The sequence below is a fragment of the Paenibacillus sp. plas6 genome (assembly GCF_057221655.1).
Map to the genome: position 1 here is coordinate 22,701 of NZ_CM170151.1, position 26,173 is coordinate 48,873.

Here is a 26,173-nt window from a genome sequence, read left to right on the forward strand (position 1 = left end):
TTATTAACACACATCTTCTGTTACATTCTACGTGATTGTCTGGCAGCAGCAATTTCATCATTGCTAATATTATTTGCTATTAATCTGCTGTAGACAGTAATCGATCGCCTCAGCGACTGAATCTACGATGTAATTAGCTTGTTCGAGAATAGGCTCATCACTATGACGCATTGCAAAGCTATGTCCAGCTACTTTAAACATTGATAAGTCATTATAAGAATCGCCTATACAAGCTACTTCATGCGCTTCCAGCTTAAGCTGTTCCATTAAAAGCTGAACTGCTTTTCCTTTACTAACTCCTTTAGGCGTTACATCCATACAATCAAAATCAGATATTGCGATTTCAACACTATCTCCTAGTTGCTCATGTAATTGTGCCTTTAATTGCTCAATTAATTTCATATTGCCTAAAAATGTTACTTTACTGCAATGCAGCGCCCCGCTGCTCAGTTGCTCCTCAATATTAGGAAGCTCTTTTATCGCAGCAATGATACGTGGTTCATACTGTTTTGTCCGTTCATTGCGTTCTATAACAAATGAATCATCATAGATTGAATTTACAAAAATAACTAGCTCCTTCATCTGCATACCTAATTGAAATAATAAATGGGCATGCTCTGGCAAGTGCTGATCCGCTTGTAAAAGTTGATGCTCTTTAGAATATACCGTTGCACCATTTTGTCCGATGGCATAGCTGCCTTGTGGAAAATCAGCCATTAGACTGCGAATTTCTGATGACATACGTCCAGAGGCGATAGCAATATGAATATCTTGCTCCATTGCACGAATGATCGCTAACTTATTGTCCATTTCAATATCAATGTTACGACTTAATAATGTTCCATCCAAATCACTTACAAATAGCTTAATCATGCTTGCCTCCTAAATAAATCCACACATTTTCTGTAATAAACTAAAACGTAAACATAGTTTAGTCATTATACAATGTTGATATCATTTAGTAAATTAGAAAAATAAGTTTACAATATATCGAGCCATATTTTTATCGCTGTTCCTAAAATTAATATTGATAATATTCCCTGCAACAACGTTGTACTTATTTTTCTACTAATTTTTGTACCAAGTGGAGCAGCAATCAAGCCAGCAATAATTACGATAACTGCCGATCCATAATCAACTTGTCCTGTTGAAATTTTTCCAATTGAACCTGCTATGGATGAAATAAACGTTATTGCTAAACTCGAGGCAATTGTCATCCGTGTTGGAATCCGCAATACTTTTAGCATGATTGGAATTAATAAAAATCCACCTCCAGCTCCAACAATACCTGAACTAATTCCGATTACTAATGCAAAGCTTGCTGCAAGCGGTTTGTTAAATGTGATTTTTTCTAAAGCAATATCTTCTATTTTCTTTTTAGGAATGAACATCAAGACGGATGCTAGCAACGCTAAAATAGCATATACAACATTAACTTGGGCTTCCGTAAAATATTTCGATCCGAAACTTCCTAATAATGTACCAAACAGGGCGGTTATCCCCATCACCATAATTAATGATTTATTTAAATAGCCAGCTTTACGATAGCTTAATACCCCTGCGAGCGAAACAAATAATACATCTAAGGCACTTATACCGGAAACTTCATGTGCTGTTAGAGCTTGAAATCCAAACAAAGGCGGAATCATTAACAACATAGGATATTTTACAACCGCCCCGCCAATCCCAAACATTCCGGATAAAATTGAGCCTATAAAACCAATCACGAAAATAAGGAGCGTATATGTTATATCCATGTTGTTTCCTTCTTCTTTCTAGGAATGATCATCGAACTGCACAGCGGTTTGGACCGATTTCCATTTCAGTTTGCTCCTCATACTCTGGCGTAATTTTCCCCATATTTACTTGACGAATTTGAACATATGAATTCGGTTGCGGTGGTAAGTTATCCGTTACAGTGCGACGAAACTCTTGTTCGTTTTCAATATTAAGCCCATGGTTTTCTGCAAATAAATCTCCTAAACGTCTTGCTACCGTTCCATTTTCATTTAACTCTTCAATCATCATAAAATGAGCTGGTAAAACAATTAAATCTTCCGCTAATTGTCGGTAACGTCGATATAGCGTTTCGCGCAGATCCCCTACCCAGTCTTCTGCAAGACCTGCTAAATCAGGACGGCCAATTGAATCGATAAATAAAATATCACCTGTTAATAAATATTGCTTATCTATAATAAATGAAGTAGAGCCAATCGTATGTCCCGGCGAATAAAGTGTATCTATTTCAATGCGGGAAGCCCCAATTTTAATCGTTAGTCCGTCTTCAAGAGGAGTATATTCAAATACTACTTCTTCAGCATCTTTTGCTGATAAATAGTACGTTGCCCCTGTTGCTTCTGCAATATGCCGACCACCCGAAATATGATCAGCATGTAAATGGGTATCAAAGACATGTTTAATTTCAGCGTTCTTTTCTTTAGCAAAATTGATAAATCCTTCAGTGAAACGAACAGCATCAATTATTGCGGCTTCTCCTTCAGAGATGATCATATAGGACAGGCAACCTTTACCTAAACGAACAAACTGATATAATTCTCCGCCACCAGTTAAATCTGCTATTTTAATAGGCTCAATATATGAACTCCAAGCTTTCATCCCGCCTTCAAGATAAAATGTATCACGACCTGCATCTGATAACATTTCCGCTATCATGACAGAGGAACCTTCCTTTGCACAAACAACAAGTATATCTTTGTCGATGGGAAGTTTTTCTGCAATTTCATCTACTCCGTCCAGCAATTCAAAATAAGGAATATTTAAGTATTCAAATCTTTTCCCTTCAATTCGCCAATCATGATAAGTCTCTCGGTTACGTACATCTAAAATAAACAGTGGTTCATTTTCAATAACTTTGCGAGCAACTTCCACTGCCTTCATTTTATTAATCGCCATTCTTTTTACCCCCATAGGTATATTTTTGTGCTGATAAAGTGGAAGGAAAATTCCTTCCACTTACAATTGGTAGAGCATATTTTTTACTTAAAATGACAATGTTGGTGCTGCATCTTTTGCGAACTCAAGGAATGTTACTGCTCCCCCTACTTCAATCCCATCAATAAAATCTTCTTTAGATAAATTCATTACATCCATCGTCATTTGACAACCGATAAATTTAACACCTAACTCTTGCGCCATTTCTATAAGTTGCGGAATTGTTGGAACATTAGCTTTAGCAAACCCCTCTGCTAAATGTTCACGACCTTCTGGCATTGGTAGTTGATGCATAGCTTGCTTATGAATTAAATTCAAACCTTCGAATGTAAAGAAGATCGCAACCTCTTTTTCAGTTGCAGCTGCTGCCGTCGCAATATTAAATACTTTATAAGCATCAAATAGACCACCGTTACTTGCGATAATTGCTACTTTGTTAGACATAAAATAACCTCCAGAATGTATAAATTCAGTAATATATAAATTAAATAAATTAAATTTCTTTCGTTAAATTACCACACCAAGCATTTATGCCTGGTAACACGTTAAATACTTTAGTAAAGCCATTGTCCACTAATTTTTGTGCAGCTAAATCACTGCGAGTTCCTGTTCGACAAATGACATAGATCTCTTTCGTTTTATCAAGCTCATCTAAGCGATTATCTAGTTCCCCCATCGGAATAGATTTAGAGCCTTCAATATGACCAAATGCAAATTCTGCTTGTTCACGAACATCTAAAATTATCCCTCCATTATAAGCACGCTCGATAAGCTCATCGATCATCATTGTTTTTTCATATGCTCTTTCTTTAAGATGGTCGTCACTAATTTTACGAATGTAATGTAAAATGACCTCCCCTTCTTGCTTCGTGCCGATATATTGATGCCCAACACTCTCAGACCATGCTTTTAAATCTGCAATTGAACCTTTGTCAGTAGCTTGTACTTCCAATACTTGACCATCTGTTAAGCTACCCATTGCTTTTTTTGCTTTCACAATTGGCATTGGACAAGCTAACCCTTTGGCATCTAGCCGTAAATCCACATAAATTGACATATCTTATAACTCCTTTATACCCAGCAGGGTATTATTATGTTTAAAAAAATAATCGACTTCAACTATTATTCAACTTGCCCTTTCCAAGCAAGCATTCCGCCTGTCATGTTTGTTACATCATAACCTTGGTAGGATAAAAATTCAGTTGCTTTGCCGCTGCGACCTCCAGAGCGACAAACGACAATGTACGGTTTATTTTTATCAAGTTCATGCATGCGAAATTCAAGCAGTCCAAGCGGAATATGAACTATCCCTGGTATGTGACCTTCTTTAACTTCATCCACTTCACGAACATCGATAATGTTTAGTTGTTCGCCGCTTTCTAATCGTTGTTGAACTTGTTCTGGTGTAATTTCTTTCATTTTACTATCTCCTTTTTTAGTTTAATCTCGCCAAGCACTCATTCCTCCACGGACATTTGTTACTTTTTTATAACCCAATTTCTTTAACTGTCTACATGCTTGCACGCTTCGCATACCACTTTGGCAAATGACTACAATTTCTTTGTCTTTCAGTAGCGTAGAAAAATCAGTGCCTAATGGAACATTTTTAAATTGTCGAATATTACGATTTCTATACTCCGTAGGTGTGCGAACATCAATAAAAATTTTATCTGAATCATTTACAATATCCTTTAATGTATCAGTTGAAATCGTGTTTATTCCTTTTAATGGTTTTATGCGCCACAAAATGATTAGAACCAGCAAAATCATAATCATTGGAGTTAGCATTATATCCCTATCCCTCCTCCCATACCTATAGGGGTATATTACAAGACAAAATTAAAAGTCGATTACTTTTTTATCGACTTTTTACAAATAAGTTTACTGCTTCTTGTATTGATGCATTTAATGCTTCTTCATCCCCGTTAGCATTCTGAACGCATTCAAGAAGATTTTGACTTACAATCAAACCAATGGCTCGATCCACGCCAGAGCGAACGGCAGCAAGCTGAGTAACTACTTCTTTACAGTCCTTTCCTTCATCCATCATTTTTATAATTCCGCGAAGTTGGCCTTCCATCCGTCTTACTCGATTTCTTACTTTATCGTCATATGCATTCAAAATTATCAGCTCCTTAGCAAAACGTTCAGGTGTTAAAAGCGATACATATATAATATACCCCGTACGGTATATTGTCAACAACCAAACCATATTTCACATAGTTGTATGCATAATTTATTGTACAAAAAAGAAAGCTAACGACTAGAAATCCTTCTAGTTGTCAGCTTTCATTAAATATCTGCTATTCAAATTAAATAATATTAGTTACTTGAGCATCACGTTTTGCTTCATATGCTGAAATCAAATCTTCATGCTGCAATGTTAAGCCGATATCGTCCAAACCTTGCAATAGAAATTGACGACGATGCTCATCAAGATCAAAGTTGATATTTAAGCCGTAATCATCAGTGATTGTTTTATTTTCCAAATCAACATGAAGTTTATAGCCTTCATTTTTCGCAGTACGTTGGAATAGCTCCTCTACTTGCTCTTCGCTTAGTTTGATTGGCAAAATACCGTTTTTGAAGCAGTTATTATAGAAAATATCTGCAAAAGACGGAGCAATAACTACTTTAAATCCGTAGTCTAGAATTGCCCATGGCGCATGTTCACGAGAAGAACCGCAACCAAAGTTAGCACGAGAAATTAGTACGGATGCACCTTGATAACGAGGCTTGTTAGGCTCGAAATCTGGATTTACATTACCTTCCTCGTCAAAGCGCCATTCATAGAACAAAAATTGTCCGAAACCACTGCGCTCAATACGTTTCAAAAATTGTTTTGGAATAATTGCATCTGTATCTACGTTAACACGGTCGACTGGAGCGACGATGCCTGAATGTTTGATAAAAGCTTCCATTTATACTTACCCCTTCCCATCATTAGCAATTAATTAGCTACTGGTTGTTTAATATCCCATTTACGAACGTCATAGAAATGACCTTTAATCGCTGCTGCTGCTGCCATAGCTGGAGACACTAGATGTGTTCTGCCGCCACGACCTTGACGACCTTCAAAGTTACGGTTTGAAGTTGATGCACAACGTTGACCTGGTTTCAATACGTCTGGGTTCATCGCAAGACACATTGAGCAACCAGCATCGCGCCATTCAAAGCCTGCTTCTTTAAAGATTTTATCCAAACCTTCTTTTTCAGCTTGTAATTTTACGCGACCAGAACCTGGTACGACGATTGCTGTAACGCCCTCTGCAACTTTGTAGCCGCGAGCAATTTCTGCTGCTGCACGAAGGTCTTCGATACGACCGTTTGTACAAGAACCGATAAACACATAGTCGATTTTAATATCAGTCATTGGAGTGCCTGGTTTTAAGTCCATATATTCAAGCGCTTTTTCTGCAGCTTTACGTTCATTTTCAGTAGGGAAATCTGCTGGATTAGGAACGCAAGATTCAATGTCAGTACCCATACCTGGGCTAGTACCCCAAGTTACTTGTGGAATTAGAGAATCAACATCAAATTCTACTACTGCATCGTATGTTGCACCTTCATCAGTAGGCAACTGTTTCCAAACTTCAACTGCTGCATCAAAGTCTTTTGGTGCATATTGACGACCGCGAAGGAATTCAAAAGTAGTTTCGTCTGGAGCGATAAGACCAGCACGAGCACCCGCTTCGATAGACATGTTACAAATAGTCATACGTTCTTCCATAGAAAGAGCGCGGATTGCTTCACCAGTATATTCAAGTACATAACCAGTTGCAAAGTCAGTACCGTATTTTGCAATTAGACCAAGAATCATGTCTTTTGCTGTTACGCCAGGTTTACGTTTACCTACGAAACGAACTTCCATTGTTTTAGGTTTTGCTTGTTGCAAACATTGAGTTGCTAGTACGTGCTCAACTTCAGATGTACCGATACCAAATGCTAGCGCACCAAAAGCACCGTGTGTAGAAGTATGAGAGTCACCGCACACAATTGTTTTACCTGGAGCAGTTAAGCCTAGCTCAGGTCCCATAACGTGAACGACACCTTGGTCAAGTGTATTAAGGTCAAATAATGTTACTCCGAAGTCTTGACAGTTTTTAGTAAGAGTGTCAATTTGTTGTTTGGAAATTGGGTCTTTAATATTGAAACGATCAAACGTTGGAACGTTGTGATCCATTGTTGCAAATGTTAGGTCTGGACGACGAACTTTACGACCTGACATACGAAGTCCTTCAAATGCTTGTGGAGAAGTAACCTCGTGAACTAGATGTAAATCAATGTATAAAATGCTTGGTTTACCTTCTTCAGCATGAATGACGTGATTATCCCAAATTTTTTCGAACATCGTTCTTTTCTTCGCCATTAAACTCACCTCTATGAAAAATATCATTGCGCTGTGCAATGCGTTCTTTTTGTTAATGCTATGATAACATGTCTTTTTTCATAATTCTAAGATATAATAACTATAGGTGTTATAGGAAAAACCTATTAGTATTAAATGCTTTATTGATTTTGATAATCTTTCTCAATGAGTTTATTGATAATCCCCTATTCTTTTGCCGACAAATCTACTTTATATTAAGGAGTAATGACCAAATGGAACTTCGTCAGTTAAACTATGCGATTCAAATCGCTAAAGACAAAAATTTTTCCAGAGCCGCCGAAAAACTGCATATAGCTCAGCCTTCACTTAGTCAGCAGCTCTCTAAACTAGAGCAAGAGCTTAATGTAATGCTGTTCCGTCGCACGACAAACAGTGTCGAGCCTACTGAAGCTGGTGCAATCTTTGTTGAGAAAGCACAGCAAATTTTAGATGCGGTTGAGCAGTTAAAGCAAGAAATGGACGATATGGCGCAAATGCGCAAAGGTAAGCTCGTAGTCGGAACGCTTCCTATTACAGGAGCCCATATTTTACCGCTTGTTCTGCCGCGCTTTGGAGCACAATATCCGCAAATCGAGGTTGTGCTTGTTGAGGAAACTACGGCTAAGTTAGAGCAGCTTACCGCTAACGGGGGAACCGATGTTAGTTTGCTTACACTGCCGTTGATTGATGCCAACTTAAGTTGTGAGCCTTATCTAGAAGAAGAAATTTGTCTTGCTGTGCCGCAAAACCATTATTTAGCTAAGGAAACTGAGCCGATTGACTTAAGCCAACTTAAAAACGAGCCATTTATTGCCTTAAAGCGCGGGCAAGGCTTTCGTAAAATTACAGTTGATATATGCGAAAAAGCTGGCTTTTCTCCAAACATCGTATTTGAAAGCACGAATATTGATACGGTGCAGGCACTCGTTGCTGCTGAAATGGGCATCGCCTTTGTGCCAAAGATGCTGACTCGTTCCTCAATAAGTAATTACACGCCAAAATATTTGCAAATTAAGTCTCAGCCAACACGAACGCTCGTGATTGCTTCTCGTAAAGGAAGATATTTATCGAAGGCAGCACAAGCCTTTATTACAACTTTGAAGGAAACGATACATGAGCATAAATTAGCTGGCGAGCTGTAAAAGACGCTCCTCTATTTGAACCGATTCGATGTAATAAAAAGACCGCTCCCTTAGCCTAACTGCACCTAATTGTTAGATATGTCTAACCTTTTAGGGGCGCTTCGCTTCAGAGGGATGCGGTCTATTTTTCTATAAATCTTTTTATTACTTTTAGTTTTCTGTTACTTAGTCACCGTTGTATAAAAGCTTGGACGGCGATCCTCAAAAATTGGAATCGTTGAACGAACTTTTTGTACAAGTCCAAGATCTATTTGCGCATGCAGGATAGTGTCCTCATCGCCTGCCTCAACAATGATTTCCCCCCAAGGATCAATAATCATCGAATGACCAAAAAATTCGGATTCACCGCTTACCCCCATACGATTGCAAGCAACAACATACATTTGATTTTCAATCGCGCGAGCGGTAAGCAATGTGCGCCAATGATTAAGTCGCGGCTTAGGCCATTGTGCCGGAACAAATATAATTTGCGCTCCTTGAAGTGCTAAGGAACGAGTAAGCTCTGGGAAACGAATATCATAACAAATTAGCATTCCTGCCTGCACGCCGTCTATATTAAGCAAGCCTAGTTTATCGCCAGCTCGCAAATACTTCTCCTCGTCCATTAAACGAAACAGATGCAGCTTAGAATAATCGTTAATCAATTCTCCGTTTCGATTAAAGGCGAAAATCGTATTATATACCCCGTCCTCTTTCTTTTGCGCAACTGAGCCGCCAACAATATTTACTCCATGCTGCTTAGCAAAGCTAGAAAGCAAAGCAATCGTTTGTTTTCCATCTTCATCAGCCAATGTTTCTATTTTCGTTAAGGCATAGCCTGTATTCCACATTTCAGGAAAAATAATAACGTCTGGTTTAGTTTCTGTGGAAATTGCTTCTGTTAATTTTTGCTGCAATATATGTGTATTATGTGCGACATCCCCGACTTTAACATTCATTTGAATAATCGCAATATTTAAAAGTTGAGTCATTATGAATAGCCTCCTAAGCTTATTTGAACAAATTACCATGAAGTTAAACTATTTCCCTAATCATACCTCCTCATGACAACATGTCAAGATGGGTACACTAATTCATGTCAAGTTGCAAAGAGCTTACTCAGCGATAACAAGACGAAACATTTGACATAAAGGAGTGACCATTGTGTATCCAACAAAGAAAACTTATTTATTTTTATGTGCGACTATGTTCATATTTGGGACATTGTTAGCGTATCCACAAAATGTACATGCTGACATAAACAATCATCAGCCTTATTCCGACCAATATCAATTACCAGAAAATTTCGATTGGTCTAGTTTGCCAGCCCAATTTATGGGTGAACAGGATAAGCCAGTAAACAATAAAATTCAAGTGTTTGATGTTAAAAAAGGAAGAGTAGTGCTATCTGTAGAAAATAATGAATCATTTCAAACAGAAGCAAAAAAATGGTTATCAGATATTACTAGCTTAGCTCCTGAAGTTCAACCCGATATGGGTGCAACCTATATTATTCGTGTTCCGCTCACTCCGCCACAAAACGTAAATGTCGGTGATGTTAAGCTAAATGCTAAGGAAGTATTTCTCTTCTATTATAGCGACACGGATGATGAACCGTTATTGCTTGTGTTTGATGAAAATAAAAAGCCGTTTTTCTTCCATATTCATGAGGATGTAACCCCATTCCTAAAAAAACTTGATCTTCCTCATTAATGCAAATTAAACCGGAAACGAACTAATGCTCAGTAAATCAATGCTTAGTAAATTACTCAGATTTTCTTTATCAAATACTTCATTTCTCCTGCCATTCATGCTAAATTAGTTCTATTGATTACATTTCAAGCAATTATATTAGTGTGGATGGTGGAGATAAATGGCAACTGAGCAACAAATTAAAATTGAGCCTGCAGTACGCATGACAGAGCTGCCAACTCAATTTTTTTCGTCGCTTGTCGCTAAAGCTAATAAGCAAATTGCGATGGGCAAAGACATTATCAACTTAGGACAAGGCAATCCCGATCAGCCAACGCCTGCACATATTGTAGAAGCGCTGCAAAAAGCGGCTGCAAATCCGCTTTATCATAAATATCCCCCGTTTAGCGGATACCCTTTTTTGAAAGAAGCTGTAGCTAAACGTTATAAAGAAGATTATGGTGTTGACCTGGATCCAACTACTGAAGTAGCGATTTTGTTTGGCGGTAAAACAGGACTTGTAGAAATTAGCCAATGTTTTTTAAATCCTGGCGATATTTGCCTTGTTCCTGATCCAGGTTATCCTGATTATTGGTCTGGAGTAGCTCTTGCAGGTGCTCAGATGCACTTTATGCCTTTGACCGCACAGCATCAATATTTACCGCAGCTTTCGGCAATTGATTCTGCAGTTGCAGACAAAGCAAAGCTTATGTTTTTAAATTATCCTAATAACCCTACAGGAGCTACTGCAAGCATTGAATTTTACGATGAGGTTATTGCCTTCGCTCGTAAACATAATATTATTGTAACGAGTGATTTTGCATATGGAACGATTGGCTATGATGGGAAACGTCCTGTCAGCTTCCTTGAAGCAAAAGGTGCAAAAGATGTTGGTATTGAGTTTTACACACTTTCAAAAAGCTACAATATGGCTGGCTGGCGTGTAGGCTTTGCACTTGGCAATGCGCAAGTTATTGAGCAGATCAACTTAATTCAAGATCATTATTATTGCTCGCTATTCGGAGGAATCCAAGAAGCTGCAGCTCTTGCTTTAACTGGACCTCAACAATGCGTGGCAGAGTTGACCGCTACGTACGAGCGACGCCGTAATGCCTTATTCCAAGCTTTAGATGAAATTGGCTGGAAAGCTGAAAAGCCAAGCGGCTCCTTCTTCTGCTGGTTACCAGTGCCTGAAGGATTTACTTCTGCTGAATTTGCAGATCTAGTGCTAGAGCAAGCAGGAGTAGTTGTTGCTCCAGGTCATGGTTTTGGTGCAACGGGCGAAGGCTATGTTCGCTTGGGCTTACTTACAAGTGAAGAACGTCTGCAGGAAGCAATTTATCGGATTGGCAAGCTATCCTTATTTAGGTAGATGCTTTCTTTACAGAGGCAGTTAGTTCATGATATTCTATAAATAACTGTATATTAAACGTGTTGAAGAGACCAGTAGGAAGACTCGCTTTGCCCAGAGAGTAAATTCCATAGGCTGTAAGAATTTACCGTAAGCATCTTACCGAATCCTATCTCTAAGCGGCCGAGTAATCGGACAGTGCCCCTGTTATCGGGCTTTGAGTTGGGCATTTTTATGTCAACAAAGGTGGTACCGCGGAGGTTTAACGACTTTCGTCCTTTATTTTAGGGACGGAAGTCGTTTTTATTATTGTTAATCATATATAGAAGAATTAGGTGAGTTAGATGGAACGTATTGTAGTGAAAATAGGCAGCAGCTCGTTAACTTCAGAGCAAGGAGGATTAAATAAAGAGAGAATTCAATTTTTTGCCTCTGAGCTAGCGAAACTGCATCAAGCGAATAAACAGGTGATACTTGTAACCTCTGGTGCTGTTGCTGCAGGCTTTCGCGAAATCGGCTACGAAAGTAAGCCTAAGCTTGTGCACCAGAAGCAAGCTGCGGCTGCCGTCGGTCAAGCGCTGCTTATGCAGGCTTATCAGGAGGCCTTCTCTACGTTCGGTATTGTCACCGCGCAAATTTTGCTTACACGAAATGACTTTTCAAATCGCAAGCGAATTAATAATGCGTTAATGACAATTGAAGAGCTATTATCTCAACGTATTATACCGATTATTAATGAAAATGATACGGTATCAACTGCAGAAATTGTATTGAAGTTCGGCGACAATGATCATTTATCTTCGCTTGTTGCTACGATGACGAAAGCAAATCAGCTTGTTATTATTACAGATATGGATGGGCTATATACAGCCGATCCGCGTAAAGATCCCGATGCAACAAAAATTGATCGCGTAGAAAAGATCTCTGAGGAGTTAGTTCAACTAGCTGGTGATGCCGGCAGTGCAGTAGGTACAGGCGGTATGCGTTCAAAAATAAGCGCTGCACGCATCGCAATGCGCGGCGGCGTTCCGACTTTTATCGGCCGCGTGCAATATGACGGAGAGTTACTACTAGCTGTTGAAGGTAAAGGTCGCGGTACTTATTTTGATACTTCTGAACAATCGTTATCCATGAAAAAGCAATGGCTTGGCTTCCATTCTAACCCAGTTGGTATAATCACTGTAGATAAAGGTGCGGTAACTGCCCTTCTCGAAAATCATAAAAGCTTATTGCCTGCTGGAGTGATAAGCTGTGAAGGCGACTTTCATCCAGGAGATGTAGTTGAGGTCGTTGACCCAGAAGGCAAACTCATCGGTAGAGGTGTTGTAAATTACGCCCACTGGCAATTGCAAGCGACAGCAGGCCTCTCTTCTGAGGAAATAGAACGCCGTGTCGATGTGCCTAGAATTGAAGTTATTCACCGAGATGAATGGATTACACTTGGCTAAAATATTTAGGAGGTAAATGTATGTCTAATGTATCTGAAGTTAAACAAAAGGCTTTATTAGCAAAGCAAGCTGCAGTCATTACAAGTCAGCTTACTACTGAGCAAAAAAATGAAGCTTTACTTGCAATGGCTGATGCACTTATCGCTCAAGCAAGTGACATCATTGCTGCCAATCAAATCGATCTGGACAATGGACGTGCAAATGGAACGAGTGAATCTTTACTTGATCGTCTTGCCTTAAATGAGGCAAGGATTGCTGGAATTGCCGAAGGACTGCGACAAATTGTCGATCTTGAAGATCCGGTTGGCGAGCAAATTACCCAATTTACGCGTCCTAACGGTCTAAACATTATGCAAATTCGCGTACCGCTTGGTGTCATTGGTATGATTTATGAAGCTCGTCCAAATGTTACGGTTGATGCAACAGGACTTTGCTTAAAAACTGGTAATACTGTTGTATTAAGAGGCGGTTCTGCAGCACTTGCTTCTAATCGGAAAATTGTCGAGATTATGCGTCAAGCACTTCAAAAAACAGCCATTCCAGTAGATGCAATTCAATTAATTGAAGACTCTGATCGTGCATCTGTTAACGAAATATTAAAAGGAAAAGGTTTGTTTGATGTTGTTATTCCTCGTGGTGGAGCATCACTCATTCGTACAGTAGTAGAAAATGCAAATGTGCCAGTTATTGAAACTGGAGCAGGCATTTGTCATACGTATGTGGATGAAAGTGCGCAGCTTGAAATGGCAAAGGAAATAGCATTTAATGCAAAGGTTCAACGTCCATCCGTATGTAACGCTATGGAAACATTATTAGTCCATAAAAGCTTTGCTAAGCAGCATCTTGCAGAGCTGCTTGAACCAATGATAAAAGCAAATGTAGAAATTCGTGGCTGTCAACTAACAACAAGTTTAATCGCTTCTGCAGTAGCTGCTACGGAAGAAGATTATGCAACAGAGTACAACGACTATATCTTAAATGTGCGTGTAGTAGATAATGTCCAACAAGCATTAGAGCATATTGCTAAATTCGGTACACAACATTCAGAATGTATCGTAACTGAGGATAAGCAAAATGCTGCGCTATTTTTAAGCAGTGTCGATGCTGCTGCAGTTTATCACAACGCCTCTACCCGCTTCACAGACGGCTTTGAATTTGGCTTTGGAGCGGAAATTGGCATTAGTACACAAAAACTCCATGCTCGTGGACCAATGGGGCTGCCAGCGTTAACAAGTACAAAATATATCATTAGCGGCAACGGTCAAATTCGAAAATAAGTTGCCTTAAGGAGGAATAGCCAATGAGTGCTGACTACAATAGTAATTTGGAAGGAAAACATCTATGTTTTTATGGTGCGGGCTCTATGGCAGAAGCTATCGTAAGAGGACTACTAGATAAAGAGCTTGTAGTCAGTAAGCAGATTGCTATGCTAAACCGTGCAAACAAAGAGCGCCAGCAGCAATTGCATATGCAATATGGTGTTCAAACGACGATGCAAGGAAAAAGCAATGAGCAATATTTGCAAGAAGCCGATATTATTTTTCTTGCTATGAAGCCGAAAGATGCTGTTGCTGCACTTCGTGAGCTAAAGCCATTGCTTAATCCCTCTCAACTCATTATTTCCGTTATTGCGGGTTTAAGCATTTCGGCAATTCAGAAGCTGCTAGGTACTGAAATGGCGATTGTACGCACTATGCCAAATACGTCTAGCACTATTGGTCTTGGTGTTACCGGCATCAGCTACTCTCCTGCAGTAACTGAGCAACAACGCTTTATCACTGAAATGATGTTTGAAGCAGTTGGGGCAAGTGTTGTAGTAGAAGAGAATATGATCGATGCAGTAACGAGTATTTCAGGCAGCGGTCCTGCCTACTTCTATTACATGATGGAGATTATGATCACTGGCGCAATGCAAGCAGGCTTCACACGTGAGCAAGCTGAACTTCTTGTAACGCAAACTGCACTGGGTGCAGCAACAATGGTCCACAAAACGAAGGAAGATCCTGCTGAATTGCGCCGCAAAGTAACTTCTCCGAACGGAACAACACAAGCAGCAATTGAAACAATGCAAGCAGGCGGCTTGCAAGAAATTATCCTTGCTGGCATTAAACGTTGTGAGGAACGCGCTGCTGAAATCGGGAGAGCTATTGAGGAGGACATCTAGTATGAGTATGTGTGTTGCAACCTATCGTGCCTATGATGACAAGGCCGATTTTCATAAAAAAGCAATGTCTATTGCTGTTGGCTTAACGGTCGGCAGCTGGACTGAGCTTCCTGAAGCGCAAAAAGCATCGATGGAAAAGCACCTTGGTAAGGTGCTATCCATTGAAGTTTATGAGCCAGATAACGCTGCACCTGGTGAGCGATACGCTGATATTACGATCGGTTATCCAGATATTAATTTTAGTCGTGATATTCCTGCGTTACTCGTTACTATTTTCGGAAAACTATCGATGGACGGAAAAATTAAGCTAATTGATATAGATTTTTCTGAGCAATTTGCTTCAGCATTCCCTGGTCCTAAATTCGGTTTGCAAGGTGTTCGTGATTTAGTAGGCGTGTATGATCGCCCGCTATTAATGAGTATTTTCAAATCTGTCGTTGGCTACGACCTTCCTGCCTTGCGTGAGCAATTTTATCAGCAAGCTCTTGGTGGAGTCGATCTAATAAAAGATGACGAAATTCTTTTTGAAAATCCTCTTACACCGATTGAGAAACGTGTTGAGGTGTGTATGGAAGCAGCACGCAAGGCGCAAGAGATTACAGGACAAAAGCTTCTATATGCTGTTAACTTAACTGGTCCAACTAGCAAGCTAGCAGAGCAAGCGAAAAAAGCGATTGCTGCAGGAGCAAATGCACTGCTCTTTAACACGCTTTCCTATGGCTTTGATGTTTTACATGAATTAAGCAGCGATCCAGAAATTAATGTTCCAATCGCTTCTCATCCTGCACTGGCTGGAGCAATTTATCCTTCTCCTTATTATGGTATCAGTCCAGCAGTGCTATTAGGTAAACTAAATCGTCTAGCCGGTGCTGATCTTGTCCTCTTCCCTTCTCCTTACGGATCAGTTGTAATGCCGAAGGAAGAGAATTTGGCGATTGATGCTGCATTGAAGCAACCGTTACATCATCTAAAAGCAAGTATGCCTGTGCCTTCTGCTGGCATTCATCCTGGCATTGTCCCATTAATTATAAAAGACTTTGGTATGGATGTTGTCGTAAACGCAGGCGGTGGAATTCATGGTCATCCAATGGGAACAGCTGCTGGTGGACGAGCATTCCATCAAGCAATAACAGCATGTCTAAACGGTACTCCGCTTGCCGAAGCTGCACAGCAAGCTGGCAATGAGGAGCTAGCTAAAGCAATTCAAGCTTGGGGGATCAAGCAATGACAACAGCTAAGAAAAAAATCATCTTTTGTGATTTCGATGGAACAATTACCGTCAACGATAATATTATCGCGATTATTAAACATTTTAAGCCTGAAGGCTGGGAAGAGCTTGTACAAAAAACGTTATCCACTGAAATATCTGTGAGAGAAGGTGTCGGCGCGCTCTTCCGCCTCCTCCCTACCTCCCTTCAAAAAGAAGTAGTGGAGTTTGGGGTTAATAATGCAAAAATTCGTGAAGGTTTTGCCGAGTTTGTTGACTATTGTAAGCGGGAAAATATTGATTTTTACGTAACTAGCGGCGGTATTGACTTTTTTGTTTACCCGATTTTGGAGAAATTCAATATTGATCGAGATCATATTTACTGTAATGGCAGTGATTTTTCTGGTGAACGCATCGAAATTTTATGGCCTAACAGCTGTGATGAGCAATGTCAAAATGATTGCGGCATGTGTAAGCCTACGGTAATGCGTAAATTTAACCCAGAGCAATATGAACGGATTATTATTGGCGATAGTGTTACTGATTTTGAAGGTGCAAAGCTCGCTGATTCGGTCTACTCACGCTCTCACCTAACTACAAAATGTCGTGAGCTCGGAATCGCACATACCGAATTTGAAACCTTTTACGATATTATTGAGGCAATGAAACAGAAAGGATAGTTTAATGATGAGCTTTGAGCAAATTTCACAGCAACAAAAACAAGAAGTTCTTGAGCAGTTACGAGAAATTAAAAATACATTCGCAGCTCGTAATTGGTTTCCTGGAACAGCAGGCAATCTTTCTATTCGTGTTGGTGACTATAAACCGGATGAATTTTATTTTGGAATTACAGCTAGCGGTAAAGATAAATATGTAAATACTCCTGAAGATTTTTTATTTGTCGATCAAACTGGACAACCTGTAGAAGCTTTTAATAACCGCCCTTCTGCTGAAACGTTGATTCATTGTGAAATCTATCGCCTAACAGAAGCAGGCGCAATCTTCCATATTCATTCTGTTTTCAGTAATGTCATTTCAGAATATTTCTGGGAACGCCGCTCTGTGCCTGTTGATGGTGTAGAGCTAATTAAAGGATTAAACATTTGGGACGAGGAATATCATTTAGAAATTCCTATCGTAAGTAACTTTGCCCATATTCCTTCAATCATTCCTGAAATTACAGAGTCGCTTAACCCAATCGTTCCAGGAATTATTTTGCGTAAACACGGCGTATATGCTTGGGGCGCAAATGCCTTTGAAGCTAAACGCCATTTAGAATCATTTGAATTTATTTTCGAGTATGTTTACCGCTTGGAAATGCTCAAAAAAGGGCTTCCGACTGTGTAATATAAAATAGTAAGTATATAACGAATAAGCCAGCTTTCATCAGCTCCTTCTCTTCGGTACACACGCACCAACTATAAGAAAGAGAACCGTTGAAGCTGGCTTTTTACTATTACTTATGCGGAAATTGAATTTTTTTGCAAATAACACTTTAATCGAATAAAAAGTGGTCTCAGCCCTTTATCTTTCCGGACTGAGACCATATAGACCATTTTTTATGAAATCATCAACTTAAGGAAATTAAGCACGCTTAATTGTAAATGTAAAGCTTAGCTGTCCATCACTTGGAATATGATATTCAGGATGAACTGGCGCGCCCCAGCTATCGTCGCCGCCAACACCCATTTGCTTCGCAGCAACTGTAACAACCGTGTAATGAACATTAGGCAGCTCATAATGATGCAAAGCATTTTCTAACTCAAATGCAGTGTACGGTGAAATGCGGCATTCCACTGGATTTTCTGCAGGAGAAGTAATGACAATGCCTTGGTTTAGTACATTTTTAATCGCTACTTCTCTTACACCTGTATGGTTGCCAGATTCTTGCGGCACCACATATGGAGCAACATGATCTTTCGCACGAGTTTGGAATCTAGTAAGGCGAGCACCATGTACGCGATCGATATAATTATCTTCTGGTCCCATCGCATACCAATCCAAATAATCATAATCTGCATCCATTTTAAATGACAGTGCGAAAGTTGGCATTGTCGGTAAGCCCTCAGCACCAAAATACGTAGCATTTACCGTAATTTCTCCGCCTTCAGTAACTTTGTAAGCTACTTTCACTTCAATATCATTGTTAATGCTAAATTTATACGTATAAGTCACTGTTACGCTATATTCATCCTCTTGCAAATCAAAGCCGACGCATTTACGAGCAAGGCTTGCTGCAAACCATAAGCCGCGATCAAAGCCTTGACCAAAACCTTTATCATTATCTGTCATTGCACGCCAGAACTGAACTTGCGGTGATTGTGCAATCATCTCTTTGCCACTGTATTGGACAGACAGCAATGTTCCAGCTTGTTTTGAGAAAATAATGCTAAAGTCTTTACCGTGTACACCGACATTAACATCACCGACTGCAACACGGAATGTTTTTGCAACAGGCGCTATTTCTTGCTTACTAGCAATAAAGATATGCTGACCGAAAGCAATTTCATGTCCTTGTTCTGCCCATAAAGTAGACTCTCTTAGCACGAAGGAAGCTGTTATCGTGTACTCCCCTGCTCCGATTGGACTAGTCCAATCAATTGGCAGCTTCGCTGTTTGTCCAGCAGGAACATTAATAGCCAGCTTTTGACGTTCAATCTCCACACCTTCATGTGCCAGTACAACAATTAAATCATATTGCTCTGTACCAATAAATAAATTCGTATTACGAACTTCTATAGTATCTCTTGAAACATTCAGCTTAATATTTTGATATAAATGCTTCACTTCTTGCATTTTTGACGTTACAGTGCGATCTGCAAATACGATACCGTTACCACAGAAGTTATTATCGTTTGGACGATCATCAAAATCTCCGCCATACGCTAAAAACTCCTTGCCGTAGCGATCCTTTTTCACTAGCATTTGGTCAATATAATCCCAAATAAATCCGCCTTGATACAGTTCATATTTATCTTCAAGCTCTGTATATTTATGAAGTCCGCCAACGGAGTTCCCCATCGCATGCATATATTCGCAGCTAATATACGGCTTAGTAGGATTATCGTTAAGATAAGCTTCAATATCAGCAGGTTTTGCATACATACGAGATTCCATATCCGTACAATCTGAGAAAGTGCGATCGTAAACGCAGCCTTCATAATGGACTAGACGAGATGGATCCGCAGAGCGGAAGTAGTTCGCAACATTTAACAGAACTTCACCAACATACGATTCATTACCTAGTGACCAAATAAGCACTGAAGGATGGTTTTTATCTCGCTCCAACATTGAAATTGCGCGATCTAAAACAATATCCTGCCATTCCTTATGGTGCAACGGAATGTTCCAGGAAGGCTCTACAGCGCCCATTTTTTGCCATGAACCATGAGTTTCCAAGTTCATTTCATCGATTAAGTAAATTCCGTATTCATCACATAGCTCATACCAAAGTGATTGGTTAGGATAATGGGAAGTACGAACAGCATTCATATTGTTTTGCTTAATCGTCTTAATATCCCATAACATATCTTCCTTCGTAATGGCACGGCCGCGACGAGGATTAAATTCATGACGGTTTACACCTTTGAAAATAATACGTTTTCCGTTCAAATGCATTACTTTATTAATCATTTCAAAGCGACGGAAGCCAATACGCTCATGCAGCACCTCTACAACCTTGCCTTCAGCGTTACGCACATAAATATATAGGCTGTATAGATTAGGTGCTTCTGCACTCCATGGCTGCACTTTGCCAGGCTCCACTGTAATCGTTGCGGAACCGTTTACTTGCAGTGACTGGCTTGCAAGCTGTTCACCATTTGCAGATTGTAAGACAAGCTCTAGTTCAGCTTGTGCGTCATTTAGAAGTGCAACATCTACAGAAAGTGTACCGTATGTGTACGTATCATCTAGTCCAGCATGAACGAATAAATCTTGTACATGCAGCTCAGGTACAGTATAAAGATAGACATCACGGAAAATACCTGAAAAACGCCAGAAATCTTGGTCTTCCAGCCAGCTGCCTGTGCTGCGTTGATAAACTTCAACAGCCAGTTTATTTTCCCCAGGTTGAAGATATGGTGTTAAATCAAATTCTGAAGGAGTAAAACTATCTTCACTATAACCTACAAAATTACCGTTCAACCATACATAGAAGGCTGATTCAACCCCTTGGAAGGAGATATATACTGGTCTATTGATCATATTTTGCGGTAAAGTAAAGGTTTTCACATAACTGCCGACTGGATTATCTTCCATATTTACTTGCGGCGGTCTAAGCTCATGAATTCCATCCCATGGATACATTGTGTTCACATATTGCGGTTTGCCAAAGCCCTGTAATTGAATATGTCCAGGAACCTGTATATAATCCCAACTGCTTACATCGTATTGCGTATGATAAAATTCAACGGGACGATCCTCTGGTTTATTGCTATAACGAAACTTCCAGGAGCCATTTAAGCTAAATCTTAGCTTCATATCTCCTCTTGCTTGTGCTTCTTCAACTGTTTCATAATAACGATGATCTGAATGCGCTTTAATGCGATTAACAGCGAAAACTGCAGGGTTCGCTAGCCAATCTAATGTAGGTTGATTACTAGTCATTGAGCTACTACCTCCAATTGAAATTACATTTTTGTAAATCACTAAATTAATACATTACTCTATAAATACTATAAAAGCCAAGCATTGTCCACTACTTTTGCAGCAATGCCTGGCCTTGCAACTAAAACTTTTATAGTACAGAAAATTATTTTACGGAACCTGTCATACCTGCAACGAAATGCTTCTGCATAAAGAAGAACACCAATGCAGTTGGAATTGTTGAGATAACAATCGCAGTCATAATCATACCGTAATCTGGCGTATATGCCGAACCAAGTGTTGAAATTAATAGCGGTACAGTTTGATTTTCAGGCGATTGTAGAACAATTAACGGCCATAAATAATTGTTCCAGCTTGACATAAATGTAATAATCCCTGCTGCCGCATAAGTTGTTTTCATTGTTGGAATGAAAATTCTAAAGAACAAGCCAATCTCTGATAGTCCATCAATACGTCCTGCTTCCAATAAATCTTTCGGAAACATTTTCGCATTTTGACGGAAAAAGAAAATTAGAAATGCTGTTACAACTGTAGGCAATACAACACCTGACAATGTATCAATCCCAACAAATGGAATTACATTAGAAATTTTGCCGAACATTTGGAACAACGGAATCATAATCGCTGCAAAAGGAATCATCATAGAAAGCAACAAAATTGAGAATACTCTGTCTCTTGCTTTGCTGCGATAAATCTCAAAGCCAAATCCAGCAAGCGAAGCGATTAGCAACGACAAAAGTGTTGTTGAGATTGAAACCTTTGCTGAATTTAATAATGCATTAGCAATATCAATTGATTCAAACAAGTTTTTTACATTTTCAAAGAGATGTGTGCCTGGTAAGATTTTCCCTTTTGTAACATCCGCGGATACGTTAGTTGAACTTGTAATCATCCAAAGGAATGGGAAAATCGAGATAAACGCACATACTGCTAAGAACAAATACATCCAAAACTTTTTAACTGTACTCATTTATCATCACCCGCCAATTTAAATTGTAAGAATGAAAGGATAATGATAATGATTACTATCGAATAGGAGACAGTAGCCGCATATCCAAAGTCAGATGAATATTTAAAGGATAGGTTATAAATATATTGAGAAATCGACAAGGTTGCGTTACCTGGTCCACCCTTCGTAATGTTCATTACCTCATCAAATAGTTGCAGTGTACCAATTGTCGATGTTATTGACGTAAATAATATAATCGGCTTAAGCAACGGAATTGTAATTCCAAAAAATTGTCTAGTTGCAGATGCACCGTCAATACGTGCCGCCTCATAGATCGAATGATCGATGTTTTGTAATGAAGATAGATAGAATATCATATTATAGCCAGTCCATCTCCAAGTAATTGCGATAATAATTGTAACTTTAGCCCAGAACGGATCAGTAATCCAGTGAATCGGATTTTGAATTAAATGAATGTTCATAAGTAGCTTATTTACTAAGCCATCAGTTGCAAATAAATATTTGAAAATTACGGAATACGCTACAAGCGAAGTTACCGCTGGCAAGAAAATTGCCGTACGGAAAAAGCCTTTAAATCTTAATTGACTGTTGTTTAATAAGACAGAAATAAATAATGCAAGAATAATCATAATCGGCACTTGAATAATTAAGTAAATAAAAGTATTGCCAAGTGCTGTAATAAATGTTGAATCGCTAAATAAACGTTTATAATTGTCAAAACCAACGTACTGCAAATTCATCCCAGTACCGGATTTGAAGGAAAGCAGTAATGCTTGCAGCATCGGATAAAAATAAAATACAAATATCATGATAACTGCTAAGCTAACAAACAACCATCCAGTCAAGTTAATTTTACGCTGAATACTCATGGCCTTTCTCGCTGTTCCCACTGTTATTGCTCCTTTCTGTACCAACAAAACAGTGGGCTCCAGTTGAGCAGGAGCCCACATTTGTTAGAATGTGACTAGCAAACTGCTATTAACGAATTTGTGTTTCGGCTTGAGTTTGAGCGTTTTGAAGAATTGTTTGAAGATCTGTACCGTTCATATAGTTTTGAACTTCAACAACCATAATATCTTCAATCGCATAAGTGTGCATACCGTAGTTTACGTTAGGAATTTGCTCAGTCCAAGCTGCGAAATCAGAAATCGTTTTTTGACCTCCGAAGAACTCATCAGCCGCAGCATATGCTTCACCAGTTGATGCAGCTTTCAATGTACCGATAGCACCGATGTCTTTTACAAGTGTTTGATAAAGCTCAACGTTAGAACCAAATGTTTCTTTTAAGAACTCAGCTGCCGCTTCTTTACCATCAACATTTAATACATACCAAGAGCTACCGCCAAGGTTAGATGCGTGTACAGAATTTGGTGTGTTAGGCAATGTTGGGAATGGAACTACTGCCCATTTACCAGCTTGGTCTGCTTCTGCTTTTACGGAAGCTGTAATCCAGTTACCTGTTGGGATAGTAGCAACGTCGCCGCTGTTAAATGCACCAACGAATTGGCTCCAGTCAGAAGTAATTTTTACAATGTTAGCATCCATTAGTTTTTTGTAAGTTTGCAAAGCATCTTCAAGTGCCGCGTTTCCTGCTAGGTTAGGAGTTGTACCGTCTTCTTTCAAGTACCAAGAACCAGCAGTTTGAATCATCATACGAATTAAACCTAGATCGTTAGGATCTTGTGTTAGCATATCTTTACCTGTTTTTTCTTTAACAGCTTTACCGATTTCAATGTATTCGTCCCAAGTAATATCTTGAAGATCATCTACTGTGTAACCAGCTTCTTGTAAGTAATCTGTACGAACATAAAGACCTGCTACACCAGAGTCGAATGGTACGCCATATTGCTTACCATCAAAGCTTGTTGGTCCAATTTTGTAATCTGCAAAATCATCTGCATTAATGTAATCGTCTAGAGGGAAAAATGCATCTGGATAAGCTTGCAGGAAGCTTTGTGCACGATAGTCTTCAATTAGCACAATGTTTGGCAAGCTCTTAGTTGTACCAGAGTTAAGACCAGCATTTAGCTTTTGGATAATATCCGCTTGAGCATTTTCTACAAGATTTACAGTTAAATCAGCATTTTTCTCAGCGTAAACTGCTTTTGCTTTTTCCATTGCTGCAATGTTAAACGCTTTGTCCCAAGCCCATACTGTAATTTCTTGTTTTGTGCCTGAAGAATTTGAAGAAGTATCTGTATTTGCTCCTTCCTTGTCAGCACTGTTACCGTTTGAACATGCTGTTAGCAACATAAAGCTCGCTAGTAAAACGGTTAGTAATTTTTTCACATCATTCAGCCCCTTTTCTTTTTTACGCAAATTTGAAAGCTACATTGAAAACGTTTGCTAGCTAACGACTTCATTATAGCAAGGAAAAATTATTGCTCGTTAGCAATATCTTTATCCCGATTGGTGTTTTCTATGCTTTCTCAGGGGGCAAAACTTATTCGGAAAATTATTACTATTACTTTTTTTATATTTTTGTAATTTTATTAGGTATCGTGATCGGTATTTTTAATTTAACTCGTGTCCCTTCTCCTTTTGCACTATGAATTTCAACACCATATCCTTCTCCATAAAGCAGCTCTAATCTATCATTAACGTTACGAATACCAATTCCTGTGAAAAATTGGCTTCGCTTATTACTTTTCGGAATAGGTTCATTCCAGTCGTACTCAAAGCCCACACCATTATCGACAATTTCACAAACCAAATTACTTCCTTCACGAGAAATCATCACGTAAATATAGCCTTCATTGACGCCGTGAAAGCCATGGAAAAAGGCATTTTCAATAAATGGCTGAATAATTAACTTCGGCAATGTATATTTCGAGCACTGCTCGTCAACGAAATAATTGACATTAATATGCTCACCATAGCGCACATGATTAATAAACACATAATTCTTCAAATTAATTAGCTCTTGCTCAACGGTAATCATTTCACTTGCATTGCCTATTGTATTTTGCAATAGCTCGATCATAGCATTAATCGTTGAAGTAGCTTTTTCTTTATTTCCTTGCTGAACCAATATTTTAATTGAGGCCAAGGTATTGTATAGAAAATGAGGATTGATCTGCATTTGCAGAGCTGACAACTCTGCATGCCGCTGCTCTTTTTGCGATTTGATCAGCTCGGCAATATATTCATTTAGCTCGTCCAACATTAAGTTATACGCTTTACTTACCTCTCTTATCTCATAGCTACCTGAAACAGTAATGTAATTGCCAAAATTTCGTTTTGTTACGCGCGAAAGCTGACGCGCTAGCAAGGATAAGGAACGAGTAATACGTCTTGTAACAATAAAAACAATAATTAATGAGACTAACACAATCGCAGCAATTAAAAGAGAAAGCATTTTAAAATCAAGCATTTGTGATAAAGCAACACGCTTGTCAATTGTATTCACCAAATATAGATCGTAGGTAGGCAAATAGGTGGATAAAATTAAATATTGCTTGCCTTGCCATTGTACATTTAGTGATTCTTTTCCTTGTGCTTCGATTTCTTGAGCATATTGAAGCAACTCAAGCTCATCTGTACCTAGCTTATTTGCAATATTTGAAGATACAACTGTACCGCTGCTATTAATAAGCAGCACATCATTGCCTTCACTCGTAAAGCCTACATAATTTTCTTTAAATTCCGTTTCCTTCATTGCGAAATATAATACACCATATTGCATCCCAGTCACTTGATCGTAAAGTGCTTTAGAAGCAACGATTACCGCCTGCTCATTCGTACTGCCATTTAATGTTGCTTTGTCGATATGATAATGTAATTTACGTGGTTGACTAAGTGTCTGAACCGTAATCAAATTCTCTTCTAATCCATCGTAAGTAGGCGGCCAAAATGTCGTATCCGTAGCATGCCGATTGCCATTATTGCCAACAATAATTAATGCTACTGGATAAGATACAAGCGTTGATTGAATTCGCTCAATTTCTTTTGTTACTTTGTAATAATTCGTTAATGCCTCAATCGAATTGTTATATTTATGCGTTAAAAACCGCTTAATTTCCCCGTTAGTCATTGCATCGCTTGCAGTCATTGAGACTGCATAATTCATCGCTTCTGCACTTGTCTGAATTTGGGTCATTATTTTTCCATTGGTAATGCTAAATGTATCAATAAATAATCGTTCTGATATCGAAACCATCACTATCCAGGTAAGCACTGCAACAGTAATAATACTTATTAGCGTAATCGAAAACATTTTGATAAATAAATTATTATACTTAAATGTGTATTTTAGCTTGTCACTAATCCATTTCATCCTGCACTCTCCTCT

At 39.0% G+C, this 26,173-nt stretch carries 25 protein-coding genes; 9 read left to right on the plus strand and 16 right to left on the minus strand.

The window, feature by feature from the left end; translation table 11 throughout:
• Window positions 1-69: 69 nt before the first annotated feature.
• The 10 genes from AC2TDL_RS00075 to leuC all read right to left on the minus strand — a co-directional run bounded on the left by AC2TDL_RS00075 (window position 70) and on the right by leuC (window position 7,321).
• On the minus strand, window positions 70-873 hold the full coding sequence (locus AC2TDL_RS00075) for an HAD family hydrolase (RefSeq protein ID WP_484697874.1): 804 nt from the start codon (window positions 871-873) through the stop codon (window positions 70-72).
• Window positions 874-980: 107 nt separating this feature from the next.
• Window positions 981-1,757, minus strand: coding sequence for a sulfite exporter TauE/SafE family protein (locus tag AC2TDL_RS00080; RefSeq protein ID WP_484697875.1), 777 nt, complete (start codon window positions 1,755-1,757; stop codon window positions 981-983).
• A gap of 28 nt (window positions 1,758-1,785) precedes the next feature.
• Window positions 1,786-2,913, minus strand: a complete 1,128-nt coding sequence (locus tag AC2TDL_RS00085) for an MBL fold metallo-hydrolase (protein WP_484697876.1) — start codon at window positions 2,911-2,913, stop codon at window positions 1,786-1,788.
• A gap of 87 nt (window positions 2,914-3,000) precedes the next feature.
• Entirely contained in the window at window positions 3,001-3,396 is a 396-nt protein-coding gene (locus AC2TDL_RS00090; RefSeq protein ID WP_484697877.1) for a DsrE/DsrF/DrsH-like family protein, read from the minus strand.
• A gap of 49 nt (window positions 3,397-3,445) precedes the next feature.
• Window positions 3,446-4,009, minus strand: coding sequence for a sulfurtransferase TusA family protein (locus AC2TDL_RS00095; protein WP_484697879.1), 564 nt, complete (start codon window positions 4,007-4,009; stop codon window positions 3,446-3,448).
• Between the two features lie 65 nt (window positions 4,010-4,074).
• On the minus strand, window positions 4,075-4,371 hold the full coding sequence (locus AC2TDL_RS00100; RefSeq protein ID WP_484697881.1) for a rhodanese-like domain-containing protein: 297 nt from the start codon (window positions 4,369-4,371) through the stop codon (window positions 4,075-4,077).
• Window positions 4,372-4,392: 21 nt separating this feature from the next.
• Window positions 4,393-4,740, minus strand: a complete 348-nt coding sequence (locus AC2TDL_RS00105) for a rhodanese-like domain-containing protein (RefSeq protein ID WP_484697882.1) — start codon at window positions 4,738-4,740, stop codon at window positions 4,393-4,395.
• Window positions 4,741-4,810: 70 nt separating this feature from the next.
• On the minus strand, window positions 4,811-5,074 hold the full coding sequence (locus AC2TDL_RS00110) for a metal-sensitive transcriptional regulator (RefSeq protein WP_484697883.1): 264 nt from the start codon (window positions 5,072-5,074) through the stop codon (window positions 4,811-4,813).
• A gap of 190 nt (window positions 5,075-5,264) precedes the next feature.
• Window positions 5,265-5,873: a 3-isopropylmalate dehydratase small subunit gene (leuD, locus tag AC2TDL_RS00115; RefSeq protein WP_484697885.1), complete on the minus strand. Its 609-nt coding sequence runs from the start codon at window positions 5,871-5,873 to the stop codon at window positions 5,265-5,267.
• A 29-nt stretch (window positions 5,874-5,902) separates the two neighbouring features.
• The gene (gene leuC, locus AC2TDL_RS00120) at window positions 5,903-7,321 is read right to left on the minus strand and encodes a 3-isopropylmalate dehydratase large subunit (RefSeq protein WP_484697886.1); all 1,419 of its coding nucleotides are present in this window, start codon (window positions 7,319-7,321) and stop codon (window positions 5,903-5,905) included.
• A 233-nt stretch (window positions 7,322-7,554) separates the two neighbouring features.
• Between leuC and AC2TDL_RS00125 the strand changes: the two genes are divergently transcribed.
• Window positions 7,555-8,463: a LysR family transcriptional regulator gene (locus AC2TDL_RS00125; protein ID WP_484697889.1), complete on the plus strand. Its 909-nt coding sequence runs from the start codon at window positions 7,555-7,557 to the stop codon at window positions 8,461-8,463.
• A 161-nt stretch (window positions 8,464-8,624) separates the two neighbouring features.
• Here the strand turns inward: AC2TDL_RS00125 and AC2TDL_RS00130 are convergent, their stop codons facing one another.
• On the minus strand, window positions 8,625-9,434 hold the full coding sequence (locus tag AC2TDL_RS00130; protein WP_484697891.1) for a carbon-nitrogen family hydrolase: 810 nt from the start codon (window positions 9,432-9,434) through the stop codon (window positions 8,625-8,627).
• A gap of 172 nt (window positions 9,435-9,606) precedes the next feature.
• Here AC2TDL_RS00130 and AC2TDL_RS00135 point away from each other — a divergent pair, with 172 nt between their 5' ends.
• The 8 genes from AC2TDL_RS00135 to mtnB all read left to right on the plus strand — a co-directional run bounded on the left by AC2TDL_RS00135 (window position 9,607) and on the right by mtnB (window position 17,651).
• Complete coding sequence (locus tag AC2TDL_RS00135; protein ID WP_484697892.1) at window positions 9,607-10,155, plus strand: hypothetical protein; 549 nt, start codon at window positions 9,607-9,609, stop codon at window positions 10,153-10,155.
• A 160-nt stretch (window positions 10,156-10,315) separates the two neighbouring features.
• On the plus strand, window positions 10,316-11,506 hold the full coding sequence (locus tag AC2TDL_RS00140) for an aminotransferase class I/II-fold pyridoxal phosphate-dependent enzyme (protein ID WP_484697893.1): 1,191 nt from the start codon (window positions 10,316-10,318) through the stop codon (window positions 11,504-11,506).
• 323 nt (window positions 11,507-11,829) lie between these two features.
• On the plus strand, window positions 11,830-12,933 hold the full coding sequence (proB, locus tag AC2TDL_RS00145; protein ID WP_484697894.1) for a glutamate 5-kinase: 1,104 nt from the start codon (window positions 11,830-11,832) through the stop codon (window positions 12,931-12,933).
• A gap of 20 nt (window positions 12,934-12,953) precedes the next feature.
• Window positions 12,954-14,210, plus strand: a complete 1,257-nt coding sequence (locus AC2TDL_RS00150; RefSeq protein ID WP_484697895.1) for a glutamate-5-semialdehyde dehydrogenase — start codon at window positions 12,954-12,956, stop codon at window positions 14,208-14,210.
• 23 nt (window positions 14,211-14,233) lie between these two features.
• Entirely contained in the window at window positions 14,234-15,097 is an 864-nt protein-coding gene (gene proC, locus AC2TDL_RS00155; protein ID WP_484697898.1) for a pyrroline-5-carboxylate reductase, read from the plus strand.
• Between the two features lies 1 nt (window position 15,098).
• A complete protein-coding gene (locus tag AC2TDL_RS00160) occupies window positions 15,099-16,325 on the plus strand; it encodes a 2,3-diketo-5-methylthiopentyl-1-phosphate enolase (RefSeq protein ID WP_484697899.1) in 1,227 nt (408 codons plus the stop codon).
• Entirely contained in the window at window positions 16,322-16,984 is a 663-nt protein-coding gene (locus AC2TDL_RS00165; protein ID WP_484697900.1) for a 2-hydroxy-3-keto-5-methylthiopentenyl-1-phosphate phosphatase, read from the plus strand. The genes AC2TDL_RS00160 and AC2TDL_RS00165 overlap by 4 nt, the downstream gene beginning before the upstream one ends.
• 7 nt (window positions 16,985-16,991) lie before the next feature.
• A complete protein-coding gene (gene mtnB, locus AC2TDL_RS00170) occupies window positions 16,992-17,651 on the plus strand; it encodes a methylthioribulose 1-phosphate dehydratase (RefSeq protein WP_484701320.1) in 660 nt (219 codons plus the stop codon).
• Window positions 17,652-17,888: 237 nt separating this feature from the next.
• Here the strand turns inward: mtnB and lacZ are convergent, their stop codons facing one another.
• The 5 genes from lacZ to AC2TDL_RS00195 all read right to left on the minus strand — a co-directional run bounded on the left by lacZ (window position 17,889) and on the right by AC2TDL_RS00195 (window position 26,158).
• Window positions 17,889-20,912, minus strand: a complete 3,024-nt coding sequence (gene lacZ, locus AC2TDL_RS00175) for a beta-galactosidase, LacZ type (RefSeq protein WP_484697901.1) — start codon at window positions 20,910-20,912, stop codon at window positions 17,889-17,891.
• Window positions 20,913-21,057: 145 nt separating this feature from the next.
• Entirely contained in the window at window positions 21,058-21,882 is an 825-nt protein-coding gene (locus tag AC2TDL_RS00180; RefSeq protein WP_484697902.1) for a carbohydrate ABC transporter permease, read from the minus strand.
• On the minus strand, window positions 21,879-22,751 hold the full coding sequence (locus tag AC2TDL_RS00185) for a carbohydrate ABC transporter permease (protein WP_484701323.1): 873 nt from the start codon (window positions 22,749-22,751) through the stop codon (window positions 21,879-21,881). Before AC2TDL_RS00185 ends, AC2TDL_RS00180 begins: the two co-directional genes overlap by 4 nt.
• 109 nt (window positions 22,752-22,860) lie before the next feature.
• Complete coding sequence (locus AC2TDL_RS00190; RefSeq protein WP_484697903.1) at window positions 22,861-24,171, minus strand: ABC transporter substrate-binding protein; 1,311 nt, start codon at window positions 24,169-24,171, stop codon at window positions 22,861-22,863.
• Window positions 24,172-24,355: 184 nt separating this feature from the next.
• The gene (locus AC2TDL_RS00195) at window positions 24,356-26,158 is read right to left on the minus strand and encodes a cache domain-containing sensor histidine kinase (RefSeq protein ID WP_484697905.1); all 1,803 of its coding nucleotides are present in this window, start codon (window positions 26,156-26,158) and stop codon (window positions 24,356-24,358) included.
• Between the last annotated feature and the right edge of the window lie 15 nt (window positions 26,159-26,173).